At 70.6% G+C, this 19818-nt stretch carries 19 protein-coding genes and 2 pseudogenes; 13 read left to right on the plus strand and 8 right to left on the minus strand.

Annotated features, from left to right (window positions below; genetic code table 11):
• Positions 1 to 30: 30 nt before the first annotated feature.
• The 3 genes from QF037_RS07210 to QF037_RS07220 are packed head-to-tail and all read right to left on the minus strand — an operon-like array spanning position 31 to position 3552.
• Positions 31 to 1005 (minus strand): ABC transporter permease, encoded by a 975-nt coding sequence (locus tag QF037_RS07210; protein ID WP_307022983.1) that lies wholly within the window; start codon positions 1003 to 1005, stop codon positions 31 to 33.
• On the minus strand, positions 998 to 2038 hold the full coding sequence (locus QF037_RS07215) for an ABC transporter permease (protein WP_307022985.1): 1041 nt from the start codon (positions 2036 to 2038) through the stop codon (positions 998 to 1000). The genes QF037_RS07210 and QF037_RS07215 overlap by 8 nt, the downstream gene beginning before the upstream one ends.
• Complete coding sequence (locus QF037_RS07220) at positions 2035 to 3552, minus strand: sugar ABC transporter ATP-binding protein (RefSeq protein WP_307022987.1); 1518 nt, start codon at positions 3550 to 3552, stop codon at positions 2035 to 2037. The genes QF037_RS07215 and QF037_RS07220 overlap by 4 nt, the downstream gene beginning before the upstream one ends.
• A gap of 294 nt (positions 3553 to 3846) precedes the next feature.
• On the opposite strand from QF037_RS07220, the gene rhaI reads away from it, so the two are divergent.
• From rhaI to QF037_RS07250, 6 genes are all read left to right on the plus strand, one after another.
• A complete protein-coding gene (gene rhaI / locus QF037_RS07225) occupies positions 3847 to 5007 on the plus strand; it encodes an L-rhamnose isomerase (protein ID WP_307022989.1) in 1161 nt (386 codons plus the stop codon).
• Between the two features lie 113 nt (positions 5008 to 5120).
• Entirely contained in the window at positions 5121 to 7160 is a 2040-nt protein-coding gene (locus tag QF037_RS07230; RefSeq protein WP_307022991.1) for a bifunctional aldolase/short-chain dehydrogenase, read from the plus strand.
• Between the two features lie 5 nt (positions 7161 to 7165).
• On the plus strand, positions 7166 to 8602 hold the full coding sequence (locus QF037_RS07235) for a rhamnulokinase (protein WP_307022993.1): 1437 nt from the start codon (positions 7166 to 7168) through the stop codon (positions 8600 to 8602).
• Between the two features lie 106 nt (positions 8603 to 8708).
• The gene (locus tag QF037_RS07240; RefSeq protein ID WP_307022995.1) at positions 8709 to 9464 is read left to right on the plus strand and encodes a (Fe-S)-binding protein; all 756 of its coding nucleotides are present in this window, start codon (positions 8709 to 8711) and stop codon (positions 9462 to 9464) included.
• Entirely contained in the window at positions 9461 to 10939 is a 1479-nt protein-coding gene (locus QF037_RS07245; RefSeq protein ID WP_266884840.1) for a LutB/LldF family L-lactate oxidation iron-sulfur protein, read from the plus strand. Before QF037_RS07240 ends, QF037_RS07245 begins: the two co-directional genes overlap by 4 nt.
• Positions 10936 to 11577: a LutC/YkgG family protein gene (locus QF037_RS07250; RefSeq protein WP_307022998.1), complete on the plus strand. Its 642-nt coding sequence runs from the start codon at positions 10936 to 10938 to the stop codon at positions 11575 to 11577. Before QF037_RS07245 ends, QF037_RS07250 begins: the two co-directional genes overlap by 4 nt.
• Positions 11578 to 11599: 22 nt before the next feature.
• On the opposite strand, the gene QF037_RS07255 is transcribed toward QF037_RS07250, so the two are convergent.
• Complete coding sequence (locus tag QF037_RS07255; protein WP_307022999.1) at positions 11600 to 11947, minus strand: hypothetical protein; 348 nt, start codon at positions 11945 to 11947, stop codon at positions 11600 to 11602.
• A 30-nt stretch (positions 11948 to 11977) separates the two neighbouring features.
• On the opposite strand from QF037_RS07255, the gene QF037_RS07260 reads away from it, so the two are divergent.
• The gene (locus tag QF037_RS07260) at positions 11978 to 12115 is read left to right on the plus strand and encodes a hypothetical protein (RefSeq protein ID WP_307023001.1); all 138 of its coding nucleotides are present in this window, start codon (positions 11978 to 11980) and stop codon (positions 12113 to 12115) included.
• Complete coding sequence (locus QF037_RS07265) at positions 12085 to 12204, plus strand: DUF3224 domain-containing protein (RefSeq protein WP_307023003.1); 120 nt, start codon at positions 12085 to 12087, stop codon at positions 12202 to 12204. Before QF037_RS07260 ends, QF037_RS07265 begins: the two co-directional genes overlap by 31 nt.
• Position 12205: 1 nt before the next feature.
• On the opposite strand, the gene QF037_RS07270 is transcribed toward QF037_RS07265, so the two are convergent.
• The 4 genes and pseudogenes from QF037_RS07270 to QF037_RS07285 all read right to left on the minus strand — a co-directional run.
• A complete protein-coding gene (locus QF037_RS07270) occupies positions 12206 to 13093 on the minus strand; it encodes a hypothetical protein (protein ID WP_307023005.1) in 888 nt (295 codons plus the stop codon).
• A 128-nt stretch (positions 13094 to 13221) separates the two neighbouring features.
• Positions 13222 to 13794, minus strand: a complete 573-nt coding sequence (locus tag QF037_RS07275; RefSeq protein ID WP_307023007.1) for a hypothetical protein — start codon at positions 13792 to 13794, stop codon at positions 13222 to 13224.
• On the minus strand, positions 13748 to 14539 hold the full coding sequence (locus QF037_RS07280) for a glycine betaine ABC transporter substrate-binding protein (protein WP_373463947.1): 792 nt from the start codon (positions 14537 to 14539) through the stop codon (positions 13748 to 13750). The genes QF037_RS07275 and QF037_RS07280 overlap by 47 nt, the downstream gene beginning before the upstream one ends.
• Before the next feature lie 140 nt (positions 14540 to 14679).
• A pseudogene (locus QF037_RS07285) lies at positions 14680 to 15024 on the minus strand (ABC transporter permease); the annotation flags it as partial.
• A 1-nt stretch (position 15025) separates the two neighbouring features.
• Here QF037_RS07285 and QF037_RS07290 point away from each other — a divergent pair.
• The 5 genes and pseudogenes from QF037_RS07290 to QF037_RS07310 form a co-directional block, all read left to right on the plus strand.
• Positions 15026 to 15151 (plus strand): annotated as a pseudogene (locus QF037_RS07290) (ABC transporter permease); the annotation flags it as partial.
• Between the two features lie 126 nt (positions 15152 to 15277).
• Positions 15278 to 16063, plus strand: a complete 786-nt coding sequence (locus QF037_RS07295) for an ABC transporter ATP-binding protein (RefSeq protein WP_307023010.1) — start codon at positions 15278 to 15280, stop codon at positions 16061 to 16063.
• A 3-nt stretch (positions 16064 to 16066) separates the two neighbouring features.
• Positions 16067 to 17380 carry an FtsX-like permease family protein gene (locus QF037_RS07300; RefSeq protein ID WP_307023012.1) on the plus strand — a complete coding sequence of 438 codons (1314 nt, stop codon included), beginning with the start codon at positions 16067 to 16069 and terminating at the stop codon, positions 17378 to 17380.
• A 215-nt stretch (positions 17381 to 17595) separates the two neighbouring features.
• A complete protein-coding gene (locus QF037_RS07305; RefSeq protein WP_307023014.1) occupies positions 17596 to 18453 on the plus strand; it encodes an AAA family ATPase in 858 nt (285 codons plus the stop codon).
• Positions 18450 to 19802, plus strand: a complete 1353-nt coding sequence (locus QF037_RS07310) for a vWA domain-containing protein (protein ID WP_307023016.1) — start codon at positions 18450 to 18452, stop codon at positions 19800 to 19802. Before QF037_RS07305 ends, QF037_RS07310 begins: the two co-directional genes overlap by 4 nt.
• The last annotated feature ends 16 nt before the right edge of the window (positions 19803 to 19818 follow it).

A 19818-nucleotide genomic window follows, 5' to 3' on the forward strand; every position in this document is an offset into this window, starting at 1 on the left:
CCACTGACGGCCGGCAGCTTTCGAACGGCGCTACGACGTAAGCCTTTGCGCCCTCGCGATGGAGATTTGCCGTGCAACACGAGGCCCCAGTACGGACAGCACCAGCAGGACACCGGTAACGACGATCTGCGACTGCGCGGAGACGTCCTGGAGGCTCATCACGTTCTGAAGCGCCCCGAGCAGGAAGACCCCCGCGATCGCGCCGCCCAGCGTCCCCTTGCCGCCGTCGAAGTCGATGCCGCCGAGCAGCACCGCCGCGATGACGGACAGTTCGAGCCCGGTCGCGTTGTCATAGCGGGCGCTCGCGTAGTGGAACGCCCAGAAGATCCCGGTGAGCGAGGCCATCAGGCCGGTCACCGTGAACAGGATCAGCTTCTGCCGCCTGACCCGGATGCCGGCGAACCGTGCGGCCTCCTCGCTCGCGCCGATAGCGAACGTGGACCGTCCGAACGGGGTGGCGTGCAGGACGACCAGGGCGATCGCGAACAGCACGAGGAAGGGCAGGAAGGCGTACGGGATGAAGGTGTCCCCGATGCGTCCGGACGCGAAGTCCAGGTACTGGGTGGGGAAGTCGGTCACCGCGTCGGAGCCGAGCACGATCTGTGCGATGCCCCGGTAGGCGGCGAGGGTGCCGATGGTGACGGCGAGGGAGGGCAGCCCGAGCCGGGTGACGAGCAGGCCGTTGACGAGGCCGCAGACCACACCGAGCAGCAGGCAGATCGGGATGATCGTCTCGATCGTCATGCCCTGGTTCCACAGGGCGCCCATCACGGCGCCGGAGAGACCGGCGGTGGAGGCGACCGAGAGATCGATCTCGCCCGAGACGACCAGGAGGGTCATCGGCAGGGCGATCAGGGCGATCGGAAGGGTGCTGCCGATCAGGAACGACAGGTTGAAGGCGTTTCCGAAACCGTCGACCGTTCCGAAGGACAGCAGGAGCACGACGATCAGGACGGCGCCGACGATCGTGTCCCACCGGATCGCGCGGCTGAGGGACTCAGGCATGGCGGGCGTTCCTCTTCTTCAGGGCCGAGGCCACGCGCAGCGCGACGACCCGGTCGACCGCGATGGCGAGGATGAGCAGGATGCCGTTGATGGCGAGCACCCACACGGAGCTGACGCCGAGGGCGGGCAGCACGCTGTTGATGGAGGTCAGCAGCAGGGCGCCGAGGGCGGCGCCGTAGACGCTGCCGGAGCCGCCGGTGAAGACGACGCCGCCGACCACGACCGCGCTGACGACGGTGAGTTCGTAGCCGTTGCCGGTGCCGGAGTCGACGTTGCCGAACCGGGCCAGGTACATCGCGCCGGCGAGTCCGGCGAGGGCCCCGCAGAAGGTGTACGCGGCGAGGATCCGCTTGCGGACGGGGATGCCGGCGAGCCGGGCGGCCTCGGGGTTGGAGCCGAGGGCGTACAGCTCACGGCCGCTGCCGAAGTGCTTGAGGTAGTACGCGGTGGCCACCAGCACCGCCAGCGCGATGAGCGCCAGGTAGGGCACCGCGGAGATGCCGCCGGAGCCGAAGTCGATGAATCCGTCGGGAAGGTTGGCCGCCGTGATCTGGCGCGAGCCGACCCAGATGGAGTCGATGCCGCGGATGATGTAGAGCGTGCCGAGGGTGACGACGAGCGCGGGCACCTGACCGAGGCTGACGAGCAGTCCGTTGACCAGTCCGCAGCCGATGCCGAGCAGGACCGCGAGCGCGATCGCCACGACGGAGTTGCCGCCGCCCTGGAGATACGTACCGGCGGCGAAGGCGCTGATGCCGAGGATGGAGCCGACGGACAGGTCGACGTTGCGGGTGATGACGACGAGCGACTGGCCGGTGGCGACCAGCACCAGGATGGTCGCGTTGAGCAGGAGGTCCTTGATGCCCTGCTCGGACAGGAACTCGCTGTTGCCGGCCTGGGTGACGCCGATCATCACCAGGAAGACGACCAGGATGGCGAGTTCGCGCATCTTGAAGACACGGTCGACCAGTCGGGTGCCGCTGGACTTGGACACCTCGGCGACGGGGGTCTTGTCGGTGGTGGTCACCGTCATGCGGCGGCCCTCCCCGTGGCTGCGGCCATCACGGTTTCCTCGGTGGCTTCGGAGCGCGGGATCTCGGCGGTGAGGCGGCCCTCGTGCATCACCAGCACGCGGTCGGCCATGCCGAGGATCTCGGGCAGGTCGGAGGAGATCATCAGGACGGCCACCCCGTCGGCGGCCAGTTCGCTGAGCAGCCGGTGCACCTCGGCCTTGGTGCCGACGTCGATGCCGCGGGTGGGCTCGTCGACGATCAGCACCTTGGGGCCGGTGGCCAGCCACTTGGCGAGGACGACCTTCTGCTGGTTGCCGCCGGACAGGGTGTTGACCGTGTCGGCGATGCGGGCGTACTTCACCTGGAGCTTGACCGCCCAGTCGAGGGAGCGGCTGCGCTCGGCGCCGCGGTCCATCAGGCCGGCCTTCACGGTCGTACGGAGTCCGGTGAGGCCGATGTTGCGCTCGATGGACATGTCCATCACCAGGCCCTGGGCCCGCCGGTCCTCGGGGACGAGGGCGAGCCCGGAGGCCATGGCGGTGGAGGGGGCGCCGTTCGTCAGGGCCTTGCCGTCGACGTCGACCTCCCCCGCGTCCCAGCGGTCGATGCCGAAGACCGCCCGGGCGACCTCGGTGCGGCCGGCGCCGACGAGTCCGGCGAGGCCGACGATCTCACCGCGCCGGACGTCGAAGGAGACGTCGGTGAAGACACCCTCCCGGGTCAGCCGGCGCACGCTGAGCGCCACCTCGCCCGCCTCGACGTCCTGCTTGGGGTAGAGCTCGTCGAGGTCGCGGCCGACCATCCGGCGGACCAGGTCGTCCTCGGTCATGCCCTCGATCGGCTCGCTGGCGATCCAGGCGCCGTCTCGTAGCGTGGTCACCCGCCGGCAGATCTGGAAGATCTCCTCGAGCCGGTGGGAGATGAACAGCACCGCGGCGCCCTGTTCGCGCAGGGTGCGGACGACGCCGAAGAGCCGGGCGACCTCGCTGCCGGTCAGGGCCGCGGTCGGTTCGTCCATGATCAGGACGCGGGCGTCGAAGGAGAGCGCCTTGGCGATCTCCACGATCTGCTGGTCCGCGATGGACAGGCCGCGCGCGGGGCGGTCGGGGTCGAGTTGGACGCCGAGCCGCTGCATCAGGGCGGCTGTCGCCGCGTGGGTGGCCTTGTGGTCGATGCGGCCGAGAGCGCGCCGGGGCTGGCGGCCCATGAAGATGTTCTCGGCGATCGAGAGGTCGGGGAAGAGGGTGGGCTCCTGGTAGATCACGGCGATGCCGGCGTCGCGGGCGTCGCCGGGGCCGTGGAAGACGACGGGCGCGCCGTCGAGCAGCACCTGACCGGCGTCCGGTCGGTGCACCCCCACGAGGGTCTTGATGAGGGTCGACTTGCCCGCGCCGTTCTCGCCGGCGAGTGCGTGCACTTCGCCGGGGAACAGCTCCAGGGACACGTCCCGCAGGGCGCGTACGGCGCCGAAGGACTTCGAGATGTCCTTGAGCGCCAGCACCGGGGCGGGACCCGCGTCGGACGGGTGGGTCATGAGGGGCTCCTCGACGACGCCCGGGCCCTGCCTCACGGCGTCGTGAAAGGTTTCAACTTGGTTGCCGGGACGTTAGGCATGCAGTGCATGTCACGTCAATGGGTTCGTGTCGAAAAACTTTCGATGCCTATAGGTCACAGCCGGGTCACAAGCAACGGGCTTGGTCGCAGGGGTTGACACCTTTGCGGGCGGCTCATAACTTCCCCTCTTGAATCGTTTCATACAGAAGCTCTCTCGGAACGTTTCTTGGAACCTTTCAAGAACCCTCCGACCCGACGTCACAGGAGCCCCGAAGTGACCGAGCTCGCCGCGGTGAAGGCCGCGCTCAAGACACAGGCAGTCGAGACGCCGTCGTGGGCGTACGGGAACTCGGGAACCCGCTTCAAGGTGTTCGCGCAACAGGGTGTTCCGCGTACCCCGCAGGAGAAGCTGGACGACGCCGCCCAGGTGCACGCCCTCACGGGCGTCGCGCCGACCGTCGCCCTGCACATTCCGTGGGACAAGGTCGACGACTACGCGGCGCTGGCCAAGCACGCGCAGGACCGCGGGGTGAAGCTCGGCGCGATCAACTCCAACACCTTCCAGGACGACGACTACAAGCTCGGCAGCATCTGCCACCCCGAGGCCGCGGTGCGGCGCAAGGCGGTGGATCACCTGCTGGAGTGCGTCGACATCATGGACGCCACCGGCTCCGCCGATCTGAAGCTGTGGTTCGCCGACGGTACGAACTATCCCGGGCAGGACGACATCCGGGCCCGCCAGGACCGGCTGGCCGAGGGCCTCGCCGAGGTGTACGAGCGGCTCGGGGACGGGCAGCGGATGCTGCTGGAGTACAAGTTCTTCGAGCCGGCCTTCTACACCACCGACGTGCCGGACTGGGGGACGGCGTACGCCCACTGCCTGAAGCTGGGACCCAAGGCGCAGGTCGTGGTCGACACCGGGCATCACGCTCCCGGGACCAACATCGAGTTCATCGTCGCGACGCTGCTCAGGGAGGGGAAGCTCGGCGCGTTCGACTTCAATTCCCGGTTCTACGCGGATGACGACCTCATGGTGGGTGCGGCTGATCCGTTCCAGCTGTTCCGGATCATGTACGAGGTGATCCGTGGCGGCGGCTTCACGCCGGACGTGGCGTTCATGCTCGATCAGTGCCACAACATCGAGGCGAAGATTCCCGCAATCATCCGTTCGGTGATGAATGTGCAGGAGGCGACGGCCAAGGCGCTGCTCGTCGACGGGGCGGCGCTGGCCGCTGCGCAGGCGGCGGGGGACGTTCTCGCGGCGAACGCCGTGATCATGGACGCGTACAACACGGACGTGCGGCCGCTGCTGCGGGAGGTGCGCGAGGAGATGGGGCTGGATGCCGATCCCATCGCTGCGTATGCGCGGTCCGGGTGGGCTCAGAAGATCGTTGCCGAGCGTGTTGGTGGGGAGCAGGCCGGTTGGGGCGCGTAAGCGTCTGCCGGGTTCTGTCGTCTGCGGGGTGCGGGCCGGTTGTGGCTGGTCGCGCAGTTCCCCGCGCCCCTAGGTAAGTGCACTTGCCCTCTCTCTTGTAAGGACTGGAAGTCATGGCCACCCATCCCGAAGCTGCTGCCCTCCTCGGCCGGTCTCATCGGCTCGGTGCTGATCCCCGCAACACCAACTACGCCGGTGGTAACGCGTCCGCGAAGGGCACTGACACCGATCCCGTCACCGGGGGTGATGTGGAGTTGATGTGGGTCAAGGGGTCCGGTGGGGATCTCGGGACGCTGACCGAGGGTGGGCTGGCCGTGCTGCGGCTGGACCGGATGCGGGCGCTGGTGGATGTGTATCCCGGCGTCGAGCGCGAGGACGAGATGGTCGCCGCCTTCGACTACTGCCTGCACGGCAAGGGCGGTGCGGCTCCGTCGATCGACACCGCCATGCACGGGCTGGTCGAGGCGGCGCATGTCGATCATCTGCATCCCGACTCCGGGATCGCGCTGGCCTGTGCCGCCGACGGGGAGAAGCTGACCGCCGAGTGTTTCGGGGACACCGTGGTGTGGGTGCCGTGGCGCCGGCCCGGGTTCCAGCTCGGGTTGGACATCGCCGCGGTCAAGGAGGCCAACCCGCAGGCGATCGGGTGCATTCTCGGCGGGCACGGGATCACCGCCTGGGGGGACACCTCCGAGGAGTGCGAGCGGAACTCGCTGCACATCATCCGGACCGCTGAGGCGTTCCTGGAGGAGCGTGGCAAGGCCGAGCCCTTCGGGCCGGTGATCGAGGGCTACGGCGCGCTGGAGGCCTCGGAGCGGCGCGAGCGGGCCGCCGCCCTGGCGCCGTATGTGCGTGCCCTCGCTTCCCAGGACAGGCCGCAGGTCGGACACTTCACCGACTCCGACGTGGTGCTCGACTTCCTGGCCTCCGCCGAGCACCCCCGGCTCGCCGCGCTCGGGACGTCCTGCCCGGACCACTTCCTGCGGACCAAGGTGGCGCCGCTGGTTCTCGACCTGCCGCCGGCCGCGCCGCTGGACCAGGCCGTCGCCCGGCTGAAGGAGCTGCACGCCTCCTACCGCGAGGAGTACGCCGCCTACTACGAGCGCAACGCCCTGCCCGGCTCCCCCGCGATGCGCGGCGCGGACCCGGCGATCGTGCTGATCCCGGGCGTGGGCATGTTCTCCTTCGGCAAGGACAAGCAGACCGCGCGGGTGGCCGGAGAGTTCTACGTCAACGCCATCAACGTGATGCGCGGCGCGGAGGCCGTTTCCACGTACGCGCCCATCGAGGAGTCCGAGAAGTTCCGTATCGAGTACTGGGCACTGGAGGAGGCCAAGCTTCAGCGGATGCCGAAGCCCAAGCCGCTCGCGACGCGGGTCGCCCTGGTGACGGGTGCGGGCAGCGGGATCGGCAAGGCGATCGCGCATCGGCTCGTCTCCGAGGGCGCCTGCGTGGTCATCGCCGATCTCAACGGTGACAACGCCGCCGCGGTCGCCGAGGAGCTCGGTGGCCCCGACAAGGCCGTCGCCGTGACCGTGGACGTGACCTCCGAGGAGCAGATCGCCGAGGCCTTCAAGGCCGCCGCGCTCGCCTTCGGCGGAGTGGACCTCGTCGTCAACAACGCCGGGATCTCCATCTCCAAGCCGCTCCTGGAGACATCGGCCAAGGACTGGGACCTCCAGCACGACATCATGGCCCGGGGTTCGTTCCTCGTCTCGCGCGAGGCCGCCCGGGTGATGATCGCGCAGGAGCTGGGCGGCGACATCGTCTACATCGCCTCCAAGAACGCCGTCTTCGCCGGCCCCAACAACATCGCCTACTCCGCCACCAAGGCCGACCAGGCCCACCAGGTGCGACTCCTCGCCGCCGAGCTGGGCGAGCACGGCATCCGGGTCAACGGGATCAACCCGGACGGCGTGGTGCGCGGTTCCGGGATCTTCGCCGCCGGCTGGGGCGCTCAGCGCGCCGCCGTGTACGGCGTGGAGGAGGAGAAGCTGGGCGAGTTCTACGCGCAGCGGACCATCCTCAAGCGCGAGGTGCTGCCCGAGCATGTCGCCAACGCCGTCTTCGCCCTGACCGGCGGCGAGTTGACCCACACCACCGGTCTGCACATCCCGGTCGACGCCGGCGTCGCGGCCGCCTTCCTGCGGTGACGGGCGTGAAGTCGTACGCCGCGGTCGACCTCGGCGCGTCCAGCGGACGTGTCATGGTCGGCCGCGTCGGACCGGACAGCCTGGAGCTGGCCGAGGCGCACCGCTTCCCGAACCGGCCGGTGCGCACTCCGGAAGGGCTGCGCTGGGACATTCTCTCGCTCTACGGCGGTGTCCTGGACGGACTCCGGGCGGCGGGGCAGGTCGACTCGGTCGGCATCGACAGCTGGGCCGTGGACTACGGGCTCCTCGACACGGACGGGGCGCTGCTCGGCAACCCCGTGCACTACCGGGACTCCCGGACCGACGGCGTCGCCGAGAAGGTCTGGGCGACCGTGCCGGCCGAGGAGCTGTACGCGGCCACCGGGTTGCAGTACGCGCCCTTCAACACGCTGTACCAGCTCACGGCGGCCCGCTCGTCGGCTCAACTGGCGCAGGCCGCGCGGCTGTTGCTCATCCCGGACCTCCTCACGTACTGGCTGACCGGCGAGCAGGGCACCGAGCTCACCAACGCCTCGACGACCCAGCTGATCGATCCCCGGACGCGCGAGTGGTCGTACGACATCGCCGCGCGGCTCGGGATCGACCTGGACCTCTTCGCGCCGCTGCGGCAGCCCGGCGATCCGGCCGGTGTGCTGCGGCCCGAGGTGCTGGAGGAGACCGGGCTCGCCGGGCCCGTGCCGGTGACGGCCGTCGGTTCGCACGACACCGCCTCCGCGGTGGCCGCCGTACCGGCCGGGGGCGAGCGGTTCGCCTACATCTGCACCGGCACCTGGTCGCTGGCGGGCCTCGAACTGGACGCGCCCGTGCTGACCGAGGAGAGCCGGGCCGCCAACTTCACCAACGAGCTGGGGCTGGACGGCACGGTCCGGTATCTGCGGAACATCATGGGGCTGTGGCTGCTCCAGGAGTGCGTACGGGCCTGGGGCGAGCCGGAGTTGGGGGCGCTGCTCCTCGACGCGGCGAAGGTGCCTGCGCTGCGGTCGGTCGTGGACGCGGGGGACGCGGCGTTCCTGGCGCCGGGGCGGATGCCGGAGCGGATCGCCGAGGCATGCCGTGCCTCGGGGCAGCCGGTGCCCGCCTCGCCTGCCGAGATCACGCGCTGCATCCTCGACTCGCTGGCTCTCGCCCACCGCAGGGCGATCGCCGACGCACAGCGGCTCGCCGGGCATCCGGTCGACGTCGTGCACGTCGTGGGCGGCGGCACCCGCAACGCGCTGCTGTGCCAGCTGACCGCCGACGCCTGCGGGCTGCCGGTGGTCGCGGGCCCGACGGAGGCGGCGGCCCTCGGGAACGTCCTGGTCCAGGCCCGGGCCCACGGGCTCGTCGGCGACCTCACGGACGGACGGCGGCTGCTCACCCGTACGCAGCCGCTGACCCGGTACGAGCCCCAGGGGGACACCGCCCCGTGGCGCGAGGCGGAGGCCCGGCTCGCCGACCGGTGAGCGGGGGTCTCCCCCGAACCCCCCAGCCGCACTACTCCCCCACTACGCTGAACGCGTGTGGGAGGGGCCCCCACACTCATCCGATGATCAATCCCAAGGAGCCGCGATGCGTGTCGCCCTGTTCCTGACCTGTGTCAACGACACGCTCTATCCGGACACCGGTCGCGCCGTGGTGAAACTGCTGACCAGGCTGGGCGTCGAGGTCGACTTCCCGATGGCCCAGACCTGCTGCGGACAGGCGCACTACAACACCGGCTACCGCCATGAGGCGGAGCCGATGGCCCGGCATTTCTCCGATGTCTTCGGGGAGTACGAGGCGATCGTGACGCCGTCCGGATCGTGCGGGGCGATGGTGCGGGAGCTGTATCCGCGGATGGGTGAGCGGGCCCGGGCCGAGGGGCGCGGGGACGGCCTCGCGACCACGCTGGCCCCCGTGATCCCGAAGACGTACGAGCTCACGGAGTTCCTGGTGGACGTCCTCGGCGTCACGGACGTCGGCGCGTACTACCCGCACAAGGTGACCTACCACCCGACCTGCCACGGACTGCGCAGCCTGGGGCTGGGCGACCGCCCCAGGCAGTTGCTCCAGGCCGTGAAGGGGCTGGAGCTGGTGGAGCTGCCGGGTGCGGACGAGTGCTGCGGGTTCGGCGGCACCTTCGCGCTGAAGAACGCCGATGTCTCGGCGGCGATGGGCGCGGACAAGGTGCGCAACGCCGAGTCGACCGGCGCCGACGTGCTGTGCGCGGCCGACAACTCCTGTCTGATGCACATCGGCGGCACCATGGCCCGGCTGAGCACGGACATGCGGCCGGTGCACATCGCGGAGATCCTGGCGGGCACAGAGGAGGAGCCGGCGGCATGAGCGGAACGTTCGTAGGGATGCCGGCCTTTCCCGAGGCCGCGCACGAGGCCGTCAACAACCAGACCCTGCGCGGCAATCTGCGGCACGCCACGCACACCATCCGCGGCAAGCGCGAGAAGGCCGTCGCCGAGGTGTCCGACTGGGCGGAGCTGCGCGAGGCGGGCAAGCGCATCAAGGACCACACGCTCCGTCATCTCGACCGGTACCTCGTGCAGTTGGAGGAGTCGGTGACGGCCGCGGGCGGCATCGTCCACTGGGCCGCCGACGCCGACGAGGCCAACCGGATCGTGACCCGACTGGTCAAGGAGACCGGGGAGTCGGAGGTCGTCAAGGTCAAGTCGATGGCCACGCAGGAGATCGGGCTCAACGAAGCGCTGGAGGAGGAGGGAATCCGCGCCTACGAGACCGATCTCGCCGAGCTCATCGTGCAGTTGGGCAAGGACCGGCCCTCGCACATCCTCGTGCCGGCGATCCACCGCAACCGGGGCGAGATCCGGGACATCTTCGAGCGCGAGATGAGCGAGTGGGGGCGCCCGGCCCCCGACGGCCTCACCGACACGCCCGCCGAACTCGCCGAAGCCGCCCGCCTCCACCTCCGCGAGAAGTTCCTGCGCGCCAAGGTCGGTGTCTCCGGCGCCAACTTCATGATCGCCGAGACCGGCACACTGGTGGTCGTGGAGTCCGAGGGCAACGGACGGATGTGTCTGACCCTGCCCGAGACGCTGATCTCGGTCGTCGGCATCGAGAAGATCCTGCCGACCTGGCAGGACCTGGAGGTCTTCCTCCAGACACTCCCCCGCTCGTCGACGGCCGAGCGCATGAACCCGTACACCTCGATGTGGACCGGCACTTCGGACGAGGACGGTCCGCGCGCCTTCCACCTCGTCCTGATCGACAACGGCCGCACCGACACCCTCGCCGACGAGGTCGGCCGCCAGGCCCTGCGCTGCATCCGCTGCTCGGCGTGCCTGAACGTCTGCCCGGTCTACGAGCGGGCCGGCGGCCACGCCTACGGCTCGGTCTACCCGGGCCCGATCGGCGCCATCCTCAGCCCTCAACTTCGGGGCACGCAGAGCGAGATCGATGCCTCGCTGCCGTACGCGTCCTCGCTGTGCGGGGCCTGCTACGAGGTGTGCCCGGTCGCCATCGACATCCCCGAGGTGCTGGTGCATCTGCGGGAACGGATCGTGGAGGGCGGCCCGGTGGTCCGCGAGGGCAACAAGGTCGTGCTCAAGCCGGCCAAGGGGCATGCCGCCGAGCGGGCGGCCATGCGGGCGGCCCGTTGGGCGTTCGCCCACCCCGGCGCCCTGCGCACCGGCCAGCGCCTCGCCTCCCGCACCCGCCGTCTCCACCCGCGCAAGCTGCCGGGGCCCGGCAAGGCGTGGAGCGGCACCCGGGATCTGCCGCCGCTGCCGGCCGAGCCGTTCCGGGACTGGTGGCAGCGGACGAACGGTGGAAAGGGCGGTGCGAAGTGAGCAGCAGGGAACGGATCCTGGGCCGGGTGCGGCGCGCGCTGGCGGATGTCCCGCCGGACGACACGCCGTACGACCAGGCGGTCGCGCGGGACTATCTGCGCGAGCACGGCGACCGGAGCGTCGCGCAGACCGTCGAGCTGCTGGCCGAGAACCTCGCCGACTACCGTGCGATCGTGCACCGTTGCACCGCCGACGAACTGGCCGTGACGATCGCCGGGATGCTGGCAGCGCGGGGCGCGAGGACGGTGCTCGTGCCGCCGGGTCTCGACCCGTCCTGGCTCGCCGAGACCGAGGCGGAGCAGGTGCCGGACCGGATCGAGAGCACCCCTCACGAGCTGGACCGGATCGACAGTGTCGTCACGGCGTGCGCGGTGGCCGTGGCCGAGACCGGCACGATCGTGCTGGACGGCTCCCCCGACCAGGGCCGCCGCCGCATCACCCTCGTCCCCGACCACCACATCTGTGTCGTACGGGTCCCGGAGCAGGTCGTCTCCTCCGTGCCCCAGGCTCTCGAACACCTCGACCCGGCCCGCCCGTCGACCTGGATCTCCGGTCCTTCGGCGACCAGTGACATCGAGCTGGACCGGGTCGAGGGAGTGCACGGTCCGCGCACCCTGGAGGTCGTACTGGTGGGCTGAGGGCTCGGTCGTCGCCAGGCACTCATCGCCCGGTCCGCCCGGGCGCCGCGCGCGAGGCGGACCCGCCGGAGTCTCCCGCCGTCAGGTACCGGTCGAGGGGCGGCGACTCGGCCAGTACCGCGCCGATGGTCACCGCGAAGGTGACAGCGGCGCACAGGACGATCAACCAGGACAGCAGGACCAGGACCAGACCCAGGGAGCCGTACGCGCCGAGGGCCCGGTTCAGCGCGGCGGGCATGTAGAGCCGCGCGGTCAGCCCGAGCTCGGTCGTCGCGGCCGCGGCCAGGACGGCGCCGGGCAGCAACGGCAGCCAGGGCACCCGGGCGGCCAGCAGCAGACGCTGCGTCCAGAGCCATACGCCCGTACCCATCAGGCCTCCGGGGTCGGCACGTATGTGGCGATGAAGTCCTTCGAGGGCTCGCTGAACGGGAAGGCGGGCGCGTTCAACTTCGCGCACTCCGCGACGACCCTGGGCACGGCACGGACAGGCAGAACGAGTTCTTCGTCGTGGTCCCCGGCAGCGGCACTGGCGCGCTGAGCGGGATCACCGGGTCGGGTGGCATGGCGGTCGACGAGGACGGCACGCACCGGGTGTGGTTCGACTACGAGGTGGACGCGGGCGCGTAGCTCACGAGCCCTTGCCCGACCGGCGGGTCGCGTCGCGGCCCAGGATGCCGAAGGCCCAGCGTTCGTTGAAGCCCGCCACGAAGCCGATCGCGCACCAGAAGCCCCAGAAGTCGGTGCCCTTCACGGCGGAGCCGGGGCTGCCCGGGGCCGGGCAGATCTCTGCCGCCGTGGCGGGCGTCTGGAAGACCGGCACGATGCCCCCGCTGAGCAGGAAGTAGACGGCCAGCGCGAGGACCCAGCCGACGAAGACCCGATAGAGGCCCTCGTGGCGCATGCTGCGGGCCATCTGGCCGGGGACGACCATGCCCTCGCGCCCGTTGGTCTGCCGGCGCGCGAGCTGGTCGGCGCTGCCGCGCAGCCGTACGAGGACGCTGAGCACCGCGCCGAACGCGCCGACGCCTCCGCACACGAAGGCGCCCAGCAGGCTCCAGCGGTTGGTGCAGTTGAGCGTCACGCCCATCGCCCCGAGCAGACCCACGCCCCACAGCAGCGGAGCGGCGAGCAGCAGCAGGCTGAGGGCGGAGCCCAGCCCGAGTCCGATGTTGAGGCCCCGGCTGACGGCCGTCGCGCTGTCCTGCGCCAGCCGCCCCCGAAGGTCGGCGATCTCCTGGTCGACGTAGTCCGCCAGATGTTCGTTCGGCTTCCGGTCGCCGAGCCGCGGGTCCGTCAGCGCGTTGCCGAGCACCCGCACCACGGTCACGCGCGCCGACACCCTCGTCCGGTGTTCGAAGGCGCGCTGCGAGTCCCCGTAGAGCAGTTGCAGCTGGAGCTGCTGCTCCGGGTACAGATCGCCGAACTGCAGATAGGCGCTGCCGAAGCCGGCCGGCACCGCGTCGACGAGTCCTCCGGGCCGCAGCTCGGTATCCGCCCCGTCGACCGATTCACGCATTCCCCGCCACCACCGATGGCGGTCTCCCCCGTTGTCGTCCCCCATGAACCGGGTGTACCCGCGCGGCCGGGTCCCGGGAAGCCTCCCCACCGCACCAGTACGGTCACCGTCGTCACGGAGCCGTCACGTCAGCTGTAGACGATCGGGCAGCCGCGGCGCAGGGAGTGCTGGGCGGCGCGCAGGTACAGCGCCACGTAGAAGGAGGCGTCCAGGTCCTGACCCCACGGTCCCGGTCTGGCGGCGGCCGTCTCCTTCGCCGATCCGTCCAGGAACCAGGAGGTCAGGTCGAGGTTCCTGCTCGTGACGGGCAGCATGGGCGGCAGCCCGATCGCCGACGCCAGCCGTTGCGCGAGCGCGAGCACCTGAGGTGCTCCCGCTATCACGGTCGTCTCCGTATAGGCGGAACCGACCGGCACCGTTATCTCCTCGTCCAGCGACACCGGCACCAGCACCGCCCAGCCACAGAGCGTCTCCTCCTCGTCGCGCGTCAGACGCGCACGGCACAGCTCCACGAATCCGTCCATGGGAGGGCTCAACTTCTCCCCGAACTCAAGAGCACCGCTTTCCTCCGGAACGGACGAATACGGCGGCAGACCACGCCTGCTCAACTCCTCGTCGAGCCCCGAGGCGATCTCGCCGTAACCACCCTCGTGGTCACCGCGCCAATCCCGTGCGTCGACACTGACCAGATAGACACCCATGCCCGCAATGTACGGCGCCCCACTGACATCTCACGTCAGCAGCCCCTTGTCCTCCAGATAGGTCCGCGCCACGTCCTTCGCCAACCGCCGCCAGCTGTCCACCTGTTGATCCATGGAGGCCAGGTCGGCCGTCGTCAGGACGTCGTTCAGCTCGCCGAGCGCTTTGGTGGTGCTGGTCGTCGGCGAGGAGAACCAGGCCGAAGTCCGTGAGGGTGGCGTCGGTCGTGGTGGTCAGCACCATCTGGTCCTGGCCGCTCTGCACGGCCTTCTCGGCCTGGGCGGTGCCGACGCCCTTGGGGTCGACGCCGGTGATGTCGATGCCGTAGGTCTTCTTCAACCCCGGTTCGCAGTACGGTCGTTGGACACACTCGTCACCCGCGGCGAGCCGCACCTCCAGACCCGAGGCGCCGAGGTCGCTCAGGGTCTTCAGGTCGTGCTGCCGGGCGTAGGAGGCGCTCACGGCGAAGGCGTTCTGGTCGACGGCCCTGCCCGCGTCCAGGACCGTGAGTCCGCGCGTTGCGGCCAGTCGGCGCAGGGCCGTCATCGTGGCGTCGAGGTCGGGTGAGCCGACCGGGGCCGCGTCGGCGCCGTTGGTCTTGGCGTTGAGCCAGTCGGCGAAGGTGGCCGCGTACTCGGGCACGACGTCGATCTGGCCGGATTCCAGGGCCGGTTCGTACAGTTCGCGGTTGGCGACGGTGAGCAGCGACGTCTTGTACCCGGCCTGGTCCAGCAGCAGCGCGTACATCTGGGCGAGCAGGTCGCTCTCGGTGAACCCGGCGGAGCCCACCGTCAGTTGGCGGCTGTCGCCGGGAGCGGCGGTGACCGCGCTCTGGTTCTCCAGGGAGGGGCCCGTGGAGCAGCCGGTCAGCAGGAGGACGAGGGCCCCGCGACGAGCACCGCTCCGGCCACCACCTGCGGCGTACTGGCGAGGTTGAAGCCCGCCGTGATGATCCGGCCCAGCCCTCCCCCGCCCGCCAGCGCGGCGATCGTGGCCGTCGCGACGAGCTGGACGGCGGCGATGCGTACGCCGGTCAGCACCATGGGGAGCGCCAGGGGCAGTTCCACCCGCAACAGCATCTGTCGCCCCGTCATGCCCATCCCCCGGGCCGCCCGGACGACGCCGTGGTCCACCTCGCGCATACCGACGTACGCGTTGGTGAGCAGGGGCGGGAGGGCGAACAGCACCAGGGCGACGACCGTCGGGCCCTCCCCCCAGTCCCCGACGGGGGTCCGCCGGCAGATCCTGCTTGACGCGGTCGTCCAGCACCTGGGGCTCACCGCGGTCTCGGTGCTCATCGGCCTCGTCATCGCCCTGCCGCTCGCCGTGCTGGCGCGGCCAGAGGGTCGGCTCGTTGGGGTGACCCGTACGGGGTGTCGTTGAGTACACCCCCCGATACGGGTTCTGGGCCCAATGTGGTCCCCGCGACATCTCCGTAATTTCTCTGTCAGGGCACACGGAGTGCCGGACCGAGAGGTGATGACGATGTTTCGCACAGGCTCGCGACGTACGCACGACACGGGACCCGCCGCCGACGCGCTGCGGCTGGTCAAGGTCACCAAGACCTATGGCATCGACGACAGCGCCGTCACCGCTCTGGACGGCGTCACGCTCAGCCTGGGCCGGGGCACCTTCACCGCGGTGATGGGCCCGTCGGGTTCCGGCAAGTCGACGCTGCTGCAGTGCGCGGCGGGGCTGGACCGGCCCGACAGCGGCATCGTCGTCGTGGACGGCACCGAACTGACGGGCGGTGGCGAGGCCGAGCTGACGAAGTTCCGGCGGGGCCGGGTCGGGTTCGTCTTCCAGCAGTACAACCTGCTGGAGACGCTGACCGTCGCGCAGAACACGGTGCTGCCGCTCAAGCTGGCCGGACAGCGCGTCGACCGGAAGCGGGCCCGGGAGATCCTGACCCAGGTCGGCCTCGGCGACCGGCTCGGGCACCGTCCCGACCAGTTGTCCGGCGGTCAGCGGCAGCGGGTCGCGATCGCCCGGGCGCTGGTCGCCGAACCGCGGGTGATCTTCGCGGACGAGCCGACGGGTGCCCTGGACACGCGCAGCGCGCGGGATGTGCTGCGGCTGCTCCAGGAGGCGGTGCGGGTGCACGGGCGGACCGTGGTGATGGTGACGCACGACCCGGTCGCCGCCTCGTACGCCGACTCGGTGATGTTCCTCGCCGACGGACGGCTGGCCGGGGGGCTGATCGCGCCGACCGCAGACGCGGTGGCCGAGCGCCTCGCGCACCTGGGCGACGACGTGACGACGGGGGTGTGAGCGATGTTCGTACTGGCCATGCGGTCGATCCGGCAGCGCCCCGGACGGTTCCTCGCGACACTGTTGTCCGCCTTCCTGGGCGCGGCGGTCATCATGACGTTCAACTCGATGCACGACACGGCGGCGGGGAGCGGCGTCGACTCGGTGAGCGCGGAGACGCTGACGACCGCGGCGAGCGTGGTCGGGGGGTACGGCTCCCTGCTGGTGTTCTTCGCGGTGGCCTCCACTCTCACGGTCAACGTGCGCCAGCGGGCCGCCGAACTGGACCTGCTGCGCTGCTCGGGAGCGACGCCGGCGCAGATCAAGCGGATGGTGGTCGGTGAGGCGGTCGCCGTCGCCCTGGTGGGCGCCGCGCTGGCCATCGGCCCGGCGATGCTCGGCGGACAGGCGCTGCTGGACATGTTCCAGGACAACGGTCAGGTGGCGGCCTCGGTCGACCACGCCTTCGGTCCGATCGCGTTGATGTCGGGAGTCGCCGTCACGCTGCTCGCCGCCGCGGGCGCCGCGTTCCTCGCGGTACGTCGGGTGACGCGCGGACAGCGCCGGCAGAGCGGCCGGGCGCGGAAGTTCTTCACCTGCGCCGCTCTCGGGGTCGGCGCCCTGTCGGCCACCTCCACCTTCGCCTTCTCCGGCACGGACGAGGCGCTGATGGCGCCGCCGGCGTACGGGGCGATCCTGCTCTCCGTCGGGCTCGCGATGCCGGCACCACGGCTCCTCGAGGGCGTCCTGGACCGGCTGCATCTGTCGGGTGCGGCGGGCTGGCTGGCCGTGCGCAATCTGCGGGAGCGGGCCGGGCACCTCGCCGGGATCCTGATGTCGCTGATCCTGTTCACGGCGATGGCCACGGCCACGCTCACCATGCAGGCGGTGGAGAGCGACGCCATCGAGGCCTCGGGGCTCGTGAAGACGGTGGACGCGAAGAACCTGGAGACGCTGAACTTCACGGTCGTCGGGATCATCGTGGTCTTCGTCTGCGTGATGCTGGTCAACTCGCTGTACGCGGCGACCACTTACCGCGGTCGGGAGTTCGGCCAGCAGCGGCTGGCGGGGGCGACCCCGAACCAGGTGCTCGGCGTGGTCGGGGCCGAGACGCTGGTCCTGACGGTCACCGGAGTCTTCTTCGGCACGGTCGCCGCGCTGGCGGGGATCGTTCCCTTCACCGTGGTACGCACCGACTCGGTGCTGCCGGGTCAGACCTTCGGCATCTGGCTCGCGGTGGTGTCGGTCGCCGTGGTGGTGACGCTGGGGACGAGCCTGGCGACAGCCCGCAGGGTGCTGCGCACACCGGCGACGGAAGCGGTGGGACTGGCCGCCTGAGAAGGGCGTACGGAGTGAGGGGCGGCTGCTTCGGCAGCCGCCCTCACCTGTTGTCGGTCGTCGGCGGTCCGGCCTCGCGCCTCGACGCCGATGTGCACACCGTCACGCCGGCAGAGCCAGGCCGGGCCCGGATCCGGGGTGACACGAGCGCTGAACAAGCGCTTAGATAGGTGGACTGTCCTGGACCGCTCACGCCGCCGACCTGGAGGCCCCCGTTGTTCACTTCCGTCGACGACGTCTCCGCGCGCCTCGCCGAGACCGGCTATCTCGCCTCGCCCTCGGTCGCCACGACCGTCTTCCTGGCCGACCGGCTCGGCAAGCCGCTCCTGGTGGAGGGCCCCGCCGGGGTCGGCAAGACGGAGCTCGCCAAGGCCGTCGCCCAGGTGGCGGGGGCGCAGCTGATACGGCTGCAGTGCTACGAGGGCGTCGACGAGTCCCGGGCGCTGTACGAGTGGAACCACGCCAAGCAGTTGCTGCGGATCAGCGCGGGCCGCGACGAGACGTGGGACGAGACCCGCACGGACATCTTCAGCGAGGAGTTCCTCCTCACCCGCCCGCTGCTGACGGCGATCCGCGGCGACGACCCGAAGGTCCTGCTGATCGACGAGACCGACAAGGCGGACGTCGAGGTCGAGGGCCTGCTCCTGGAGGTGCTCAGCGACTTCCAGGTCACGGTGCCGGAACTGGGCACGATCACCGCCACCCGCCGCCCCTTCGTCGTCCTCACCTCCAACGCGAGCCGCGAGCTGTCCGAAGCGCTGCGCCGCCGCTGTCTGTTCCTCCACATCGGCTTCCCCGAGGAGGAGCTGGAGCGCCGGATCGTACGGCTGAAGGTGCCGGGGCTCGACGCGGCGCTGGCCGAGTCGGTGGTGCGGGTGGTGGGTGCGCTGCGGGCGATGGACCTGCGCAAGGTGCCGTCGGTCGCGGAGACCATCGACTGGGCGCACACCCTGCTCGCGCTCGGCGCGGACACGCTCGACGAGACCGTCGTACGCGACACCCTGGGCGTCCTCCTCAAGCATCAGGACGACGTCCTCAAGGCGGCGGCGAAGCTCGATCTGGACGCGCTGTGAGCACACCGGTCGCCGAGCGGCTCACGTCGCTCGTCGCCGCCCTGCGCGCCCACGGCATCCGCGTCGGCACCGGCGAGACGGTGGACGCCGCCCAGGCGATGGCGGCGCTCGGTCTCGCGGACCGGGAGCTGCTGCGCGAGGGGCTGGCGGCGACGCTGCTGCACGGCACGGCCCAACGGCCGGTGTTCGACCCGGTCTTCGACCTCTACTTCCCGCGGGGCATCGGCGCGCCCGAGGCCGGCACCACGGGCCGCGACGACCTGCGCGACCGACTGGCGGCCGCCCTCGCCGCCAACGACCAGGCCATGATGGCCCGGTTGGCGGTCGAGGCCGTCGACGGCTTCGGCGGATACGGCTCCTCCCCCGCCTCGGACGGCTGGTCGTCGTACCAGACACTCGAACGGCTCCGCCCGCAGACGCTGCTCGCCCGCGTCCGCGCCGATGTCCGTGCGCAGGGCGGGAGTTCGGGGTTCGCTGACCGGCTGCTCGACGACGAGATCCGGCGACGTATCGAGTCCTTCCGCGCGTTGGTGGCGACGGAGGCTCGGCGTCGGGTGGCGGAGCGGCGTGATCGGGACGAGATCGCCCGGCGTGCGGTTCGGCCCACGGCCGACCGGGTCGACTTCCTGTTCGCCGGGAAGGCCCAACTGGCCGAGCTGCGCAGGACGGTTCAGCCGCTGGCGCGGAAGCTGGCCACACGGCTGGCGGCCCGTCGGCGGCGGGCGGCCCGGGGCACGATCGATCTGCGGCGGACCCTGCGCGGTTCACTGTCGACCGGCGGAGTACCGATGAAGCCGGTCCTGCGCAGGCGCCGCCCGGCGCGGCCCGAACTGGTGCTGCTGTGCGATGTGTCGGGCTCGGTCTCCGGCTTCTCCGACTTCACGATGCTGCTGGTCCAGGCCCTGCACGACCAGTTCAGCAAGGTGCGGGTGTTCGCCTTCGTCAACCGGATCGACGAGGTGACGGGACTGCTGGAGCACGGCGCGGCCGACGCGGCGGGACTGGGCGCCCGGATTCAGTCGGAGGCGGCGCTCACGGGCTACCACGGCAGCAGTGACTACGGCATGGCGCTGGGCGAGTTCGCGGAGCGCTACAGCGACGCGGTCGGCCCGCGCACGACCGTGTTCGTCCTCGGAGACGCCCGGACGAACATGAGCGACCCCAACCTCGCGGCCGTCCGGCAGATCTCCGAACGGGCCCGCCGCGTCTACTGGTTGAACCCCGAGCAGCACGCGCAGTGGGGTACCGGCGACTCCGCCGCGCCGGAGTACGCCGAGCTCGTCGAGATGCACGAGTGCCGCAACGCGAAGCAGCTGGGCACGCTGGTGGGACGGCTCCTGCCGATCTGACCGCCATACTCTGGGG

The sequence above is a fragment of the Streptomyces canus genome (genome assembly GCF_030815415.1).
Taxonomy (GTDB): domain Bacteria; phylum Actinomycetota; class Actinomycetes; order Streptomycetales; family Streptomycetaceae; genus Streptomyces; species Streptomyces canus_F.

What these genes read in the sequence shown, in the direction of transcription:
- QF037_RS07275 (WP_307023007.1), bottom strand. Translation starts at nt 13,794, where the DNA reads ATGGGTGTCTATCTGGTCAGTGTCGACGCACGGGATTGGCGCGGTGAC.
- QF037_RS07240 (WP_307022995.1), top strand. Translation starts at nt 8,709, where the DNA reads ATGCGTGTCGCCCTGTTCCTGACCTGTGTCAACGACACGCTCTATCCG.
- QF037_RS07295 (WP_307023010.1), top strand. Translation starts at nt 15,278, where the DNA reads ATGTTTCGCACAGGCTCGCGACGTACGCACGACACGGGACCCGCCGCC.
- QF037_RS07300 (WP_307023012.1), top strand. Translation starts at nt 16,067, where the DNA reads ATGTTCGTACTGGCCATGCGGTCGATCCGGCAGCGCCCCGGACGGTTC.
- QF037_RS07220 (WP_307022987.1), bottom strand. Translation starts at nt 3,552, where the DNA reads ATGACCCACCCGTCCGACGCGGGTCCCGCCCCGGTGCTGGCGCTCAAG.
- QF037_RS07245 (WP_266884840.1), top strand. Translation starts at nt 9,461, where the DNA reads ATGAGCGGAACGTTCGTAGGGATGCCGGCCTTTCCCGAGGCCGCGCAC.
- QF037_RS07280 (WP_373463947.1), bottom strand. Translation starts at nt 14,539, where the DNA reads ATGTACGCGCTGCTGCTGGACCAGGCCGGGTACAAGACGTCGCTGCTC.
- QF037_RS07230 (WP_307022991.1), top strand. Translation starts at nt 5,121, where the DNA reads ATGGCCACCCATCCCGAAGCTGCTGCCCTCCTCGGCCGGTCTCATCGG.
- QF037_RS07260 (WP_307023001.1), top strand. Translation starts at nt 11,978, where the DNA reads ATGAAGTCCTTCGAGGGCTCGCTGAACGGGAAGGCGGGCGCGTTCAAC.
- QF037_RS07210 (WP_307022983.1), bottom strand. Translation starts at nt 1,005, where the DNA reads ATGCCTGAGTCCCTCAGCCGCGCGATCCGGTGGGACACGATCGTCGGC.
- QF037_RS07215 (WP_307022985.1), bottom strand. Translation starts at nt 2,038, where the DNA reads ATGACGGTGACCACCACCGACAAGACCCCCGTCGCCGAGGTGTCCAAG.
- QF037_RS07255 (WP_307022999.1), bottom strand. Translation starts at nt 11,947, where the DNA reads ATGGGTACGGGCGTATGGCTCTGGACGCAGCGTCTGCTGCTGGCCGCC.
- QF037_RS07270 (WP_307023005.1), bottom strand. Translation starts at nt 13,093, where the DNA reads ATGCGTGAATCGGTCGACGGGGCGGATACCGAGCTGCGGCCCGGAGGA.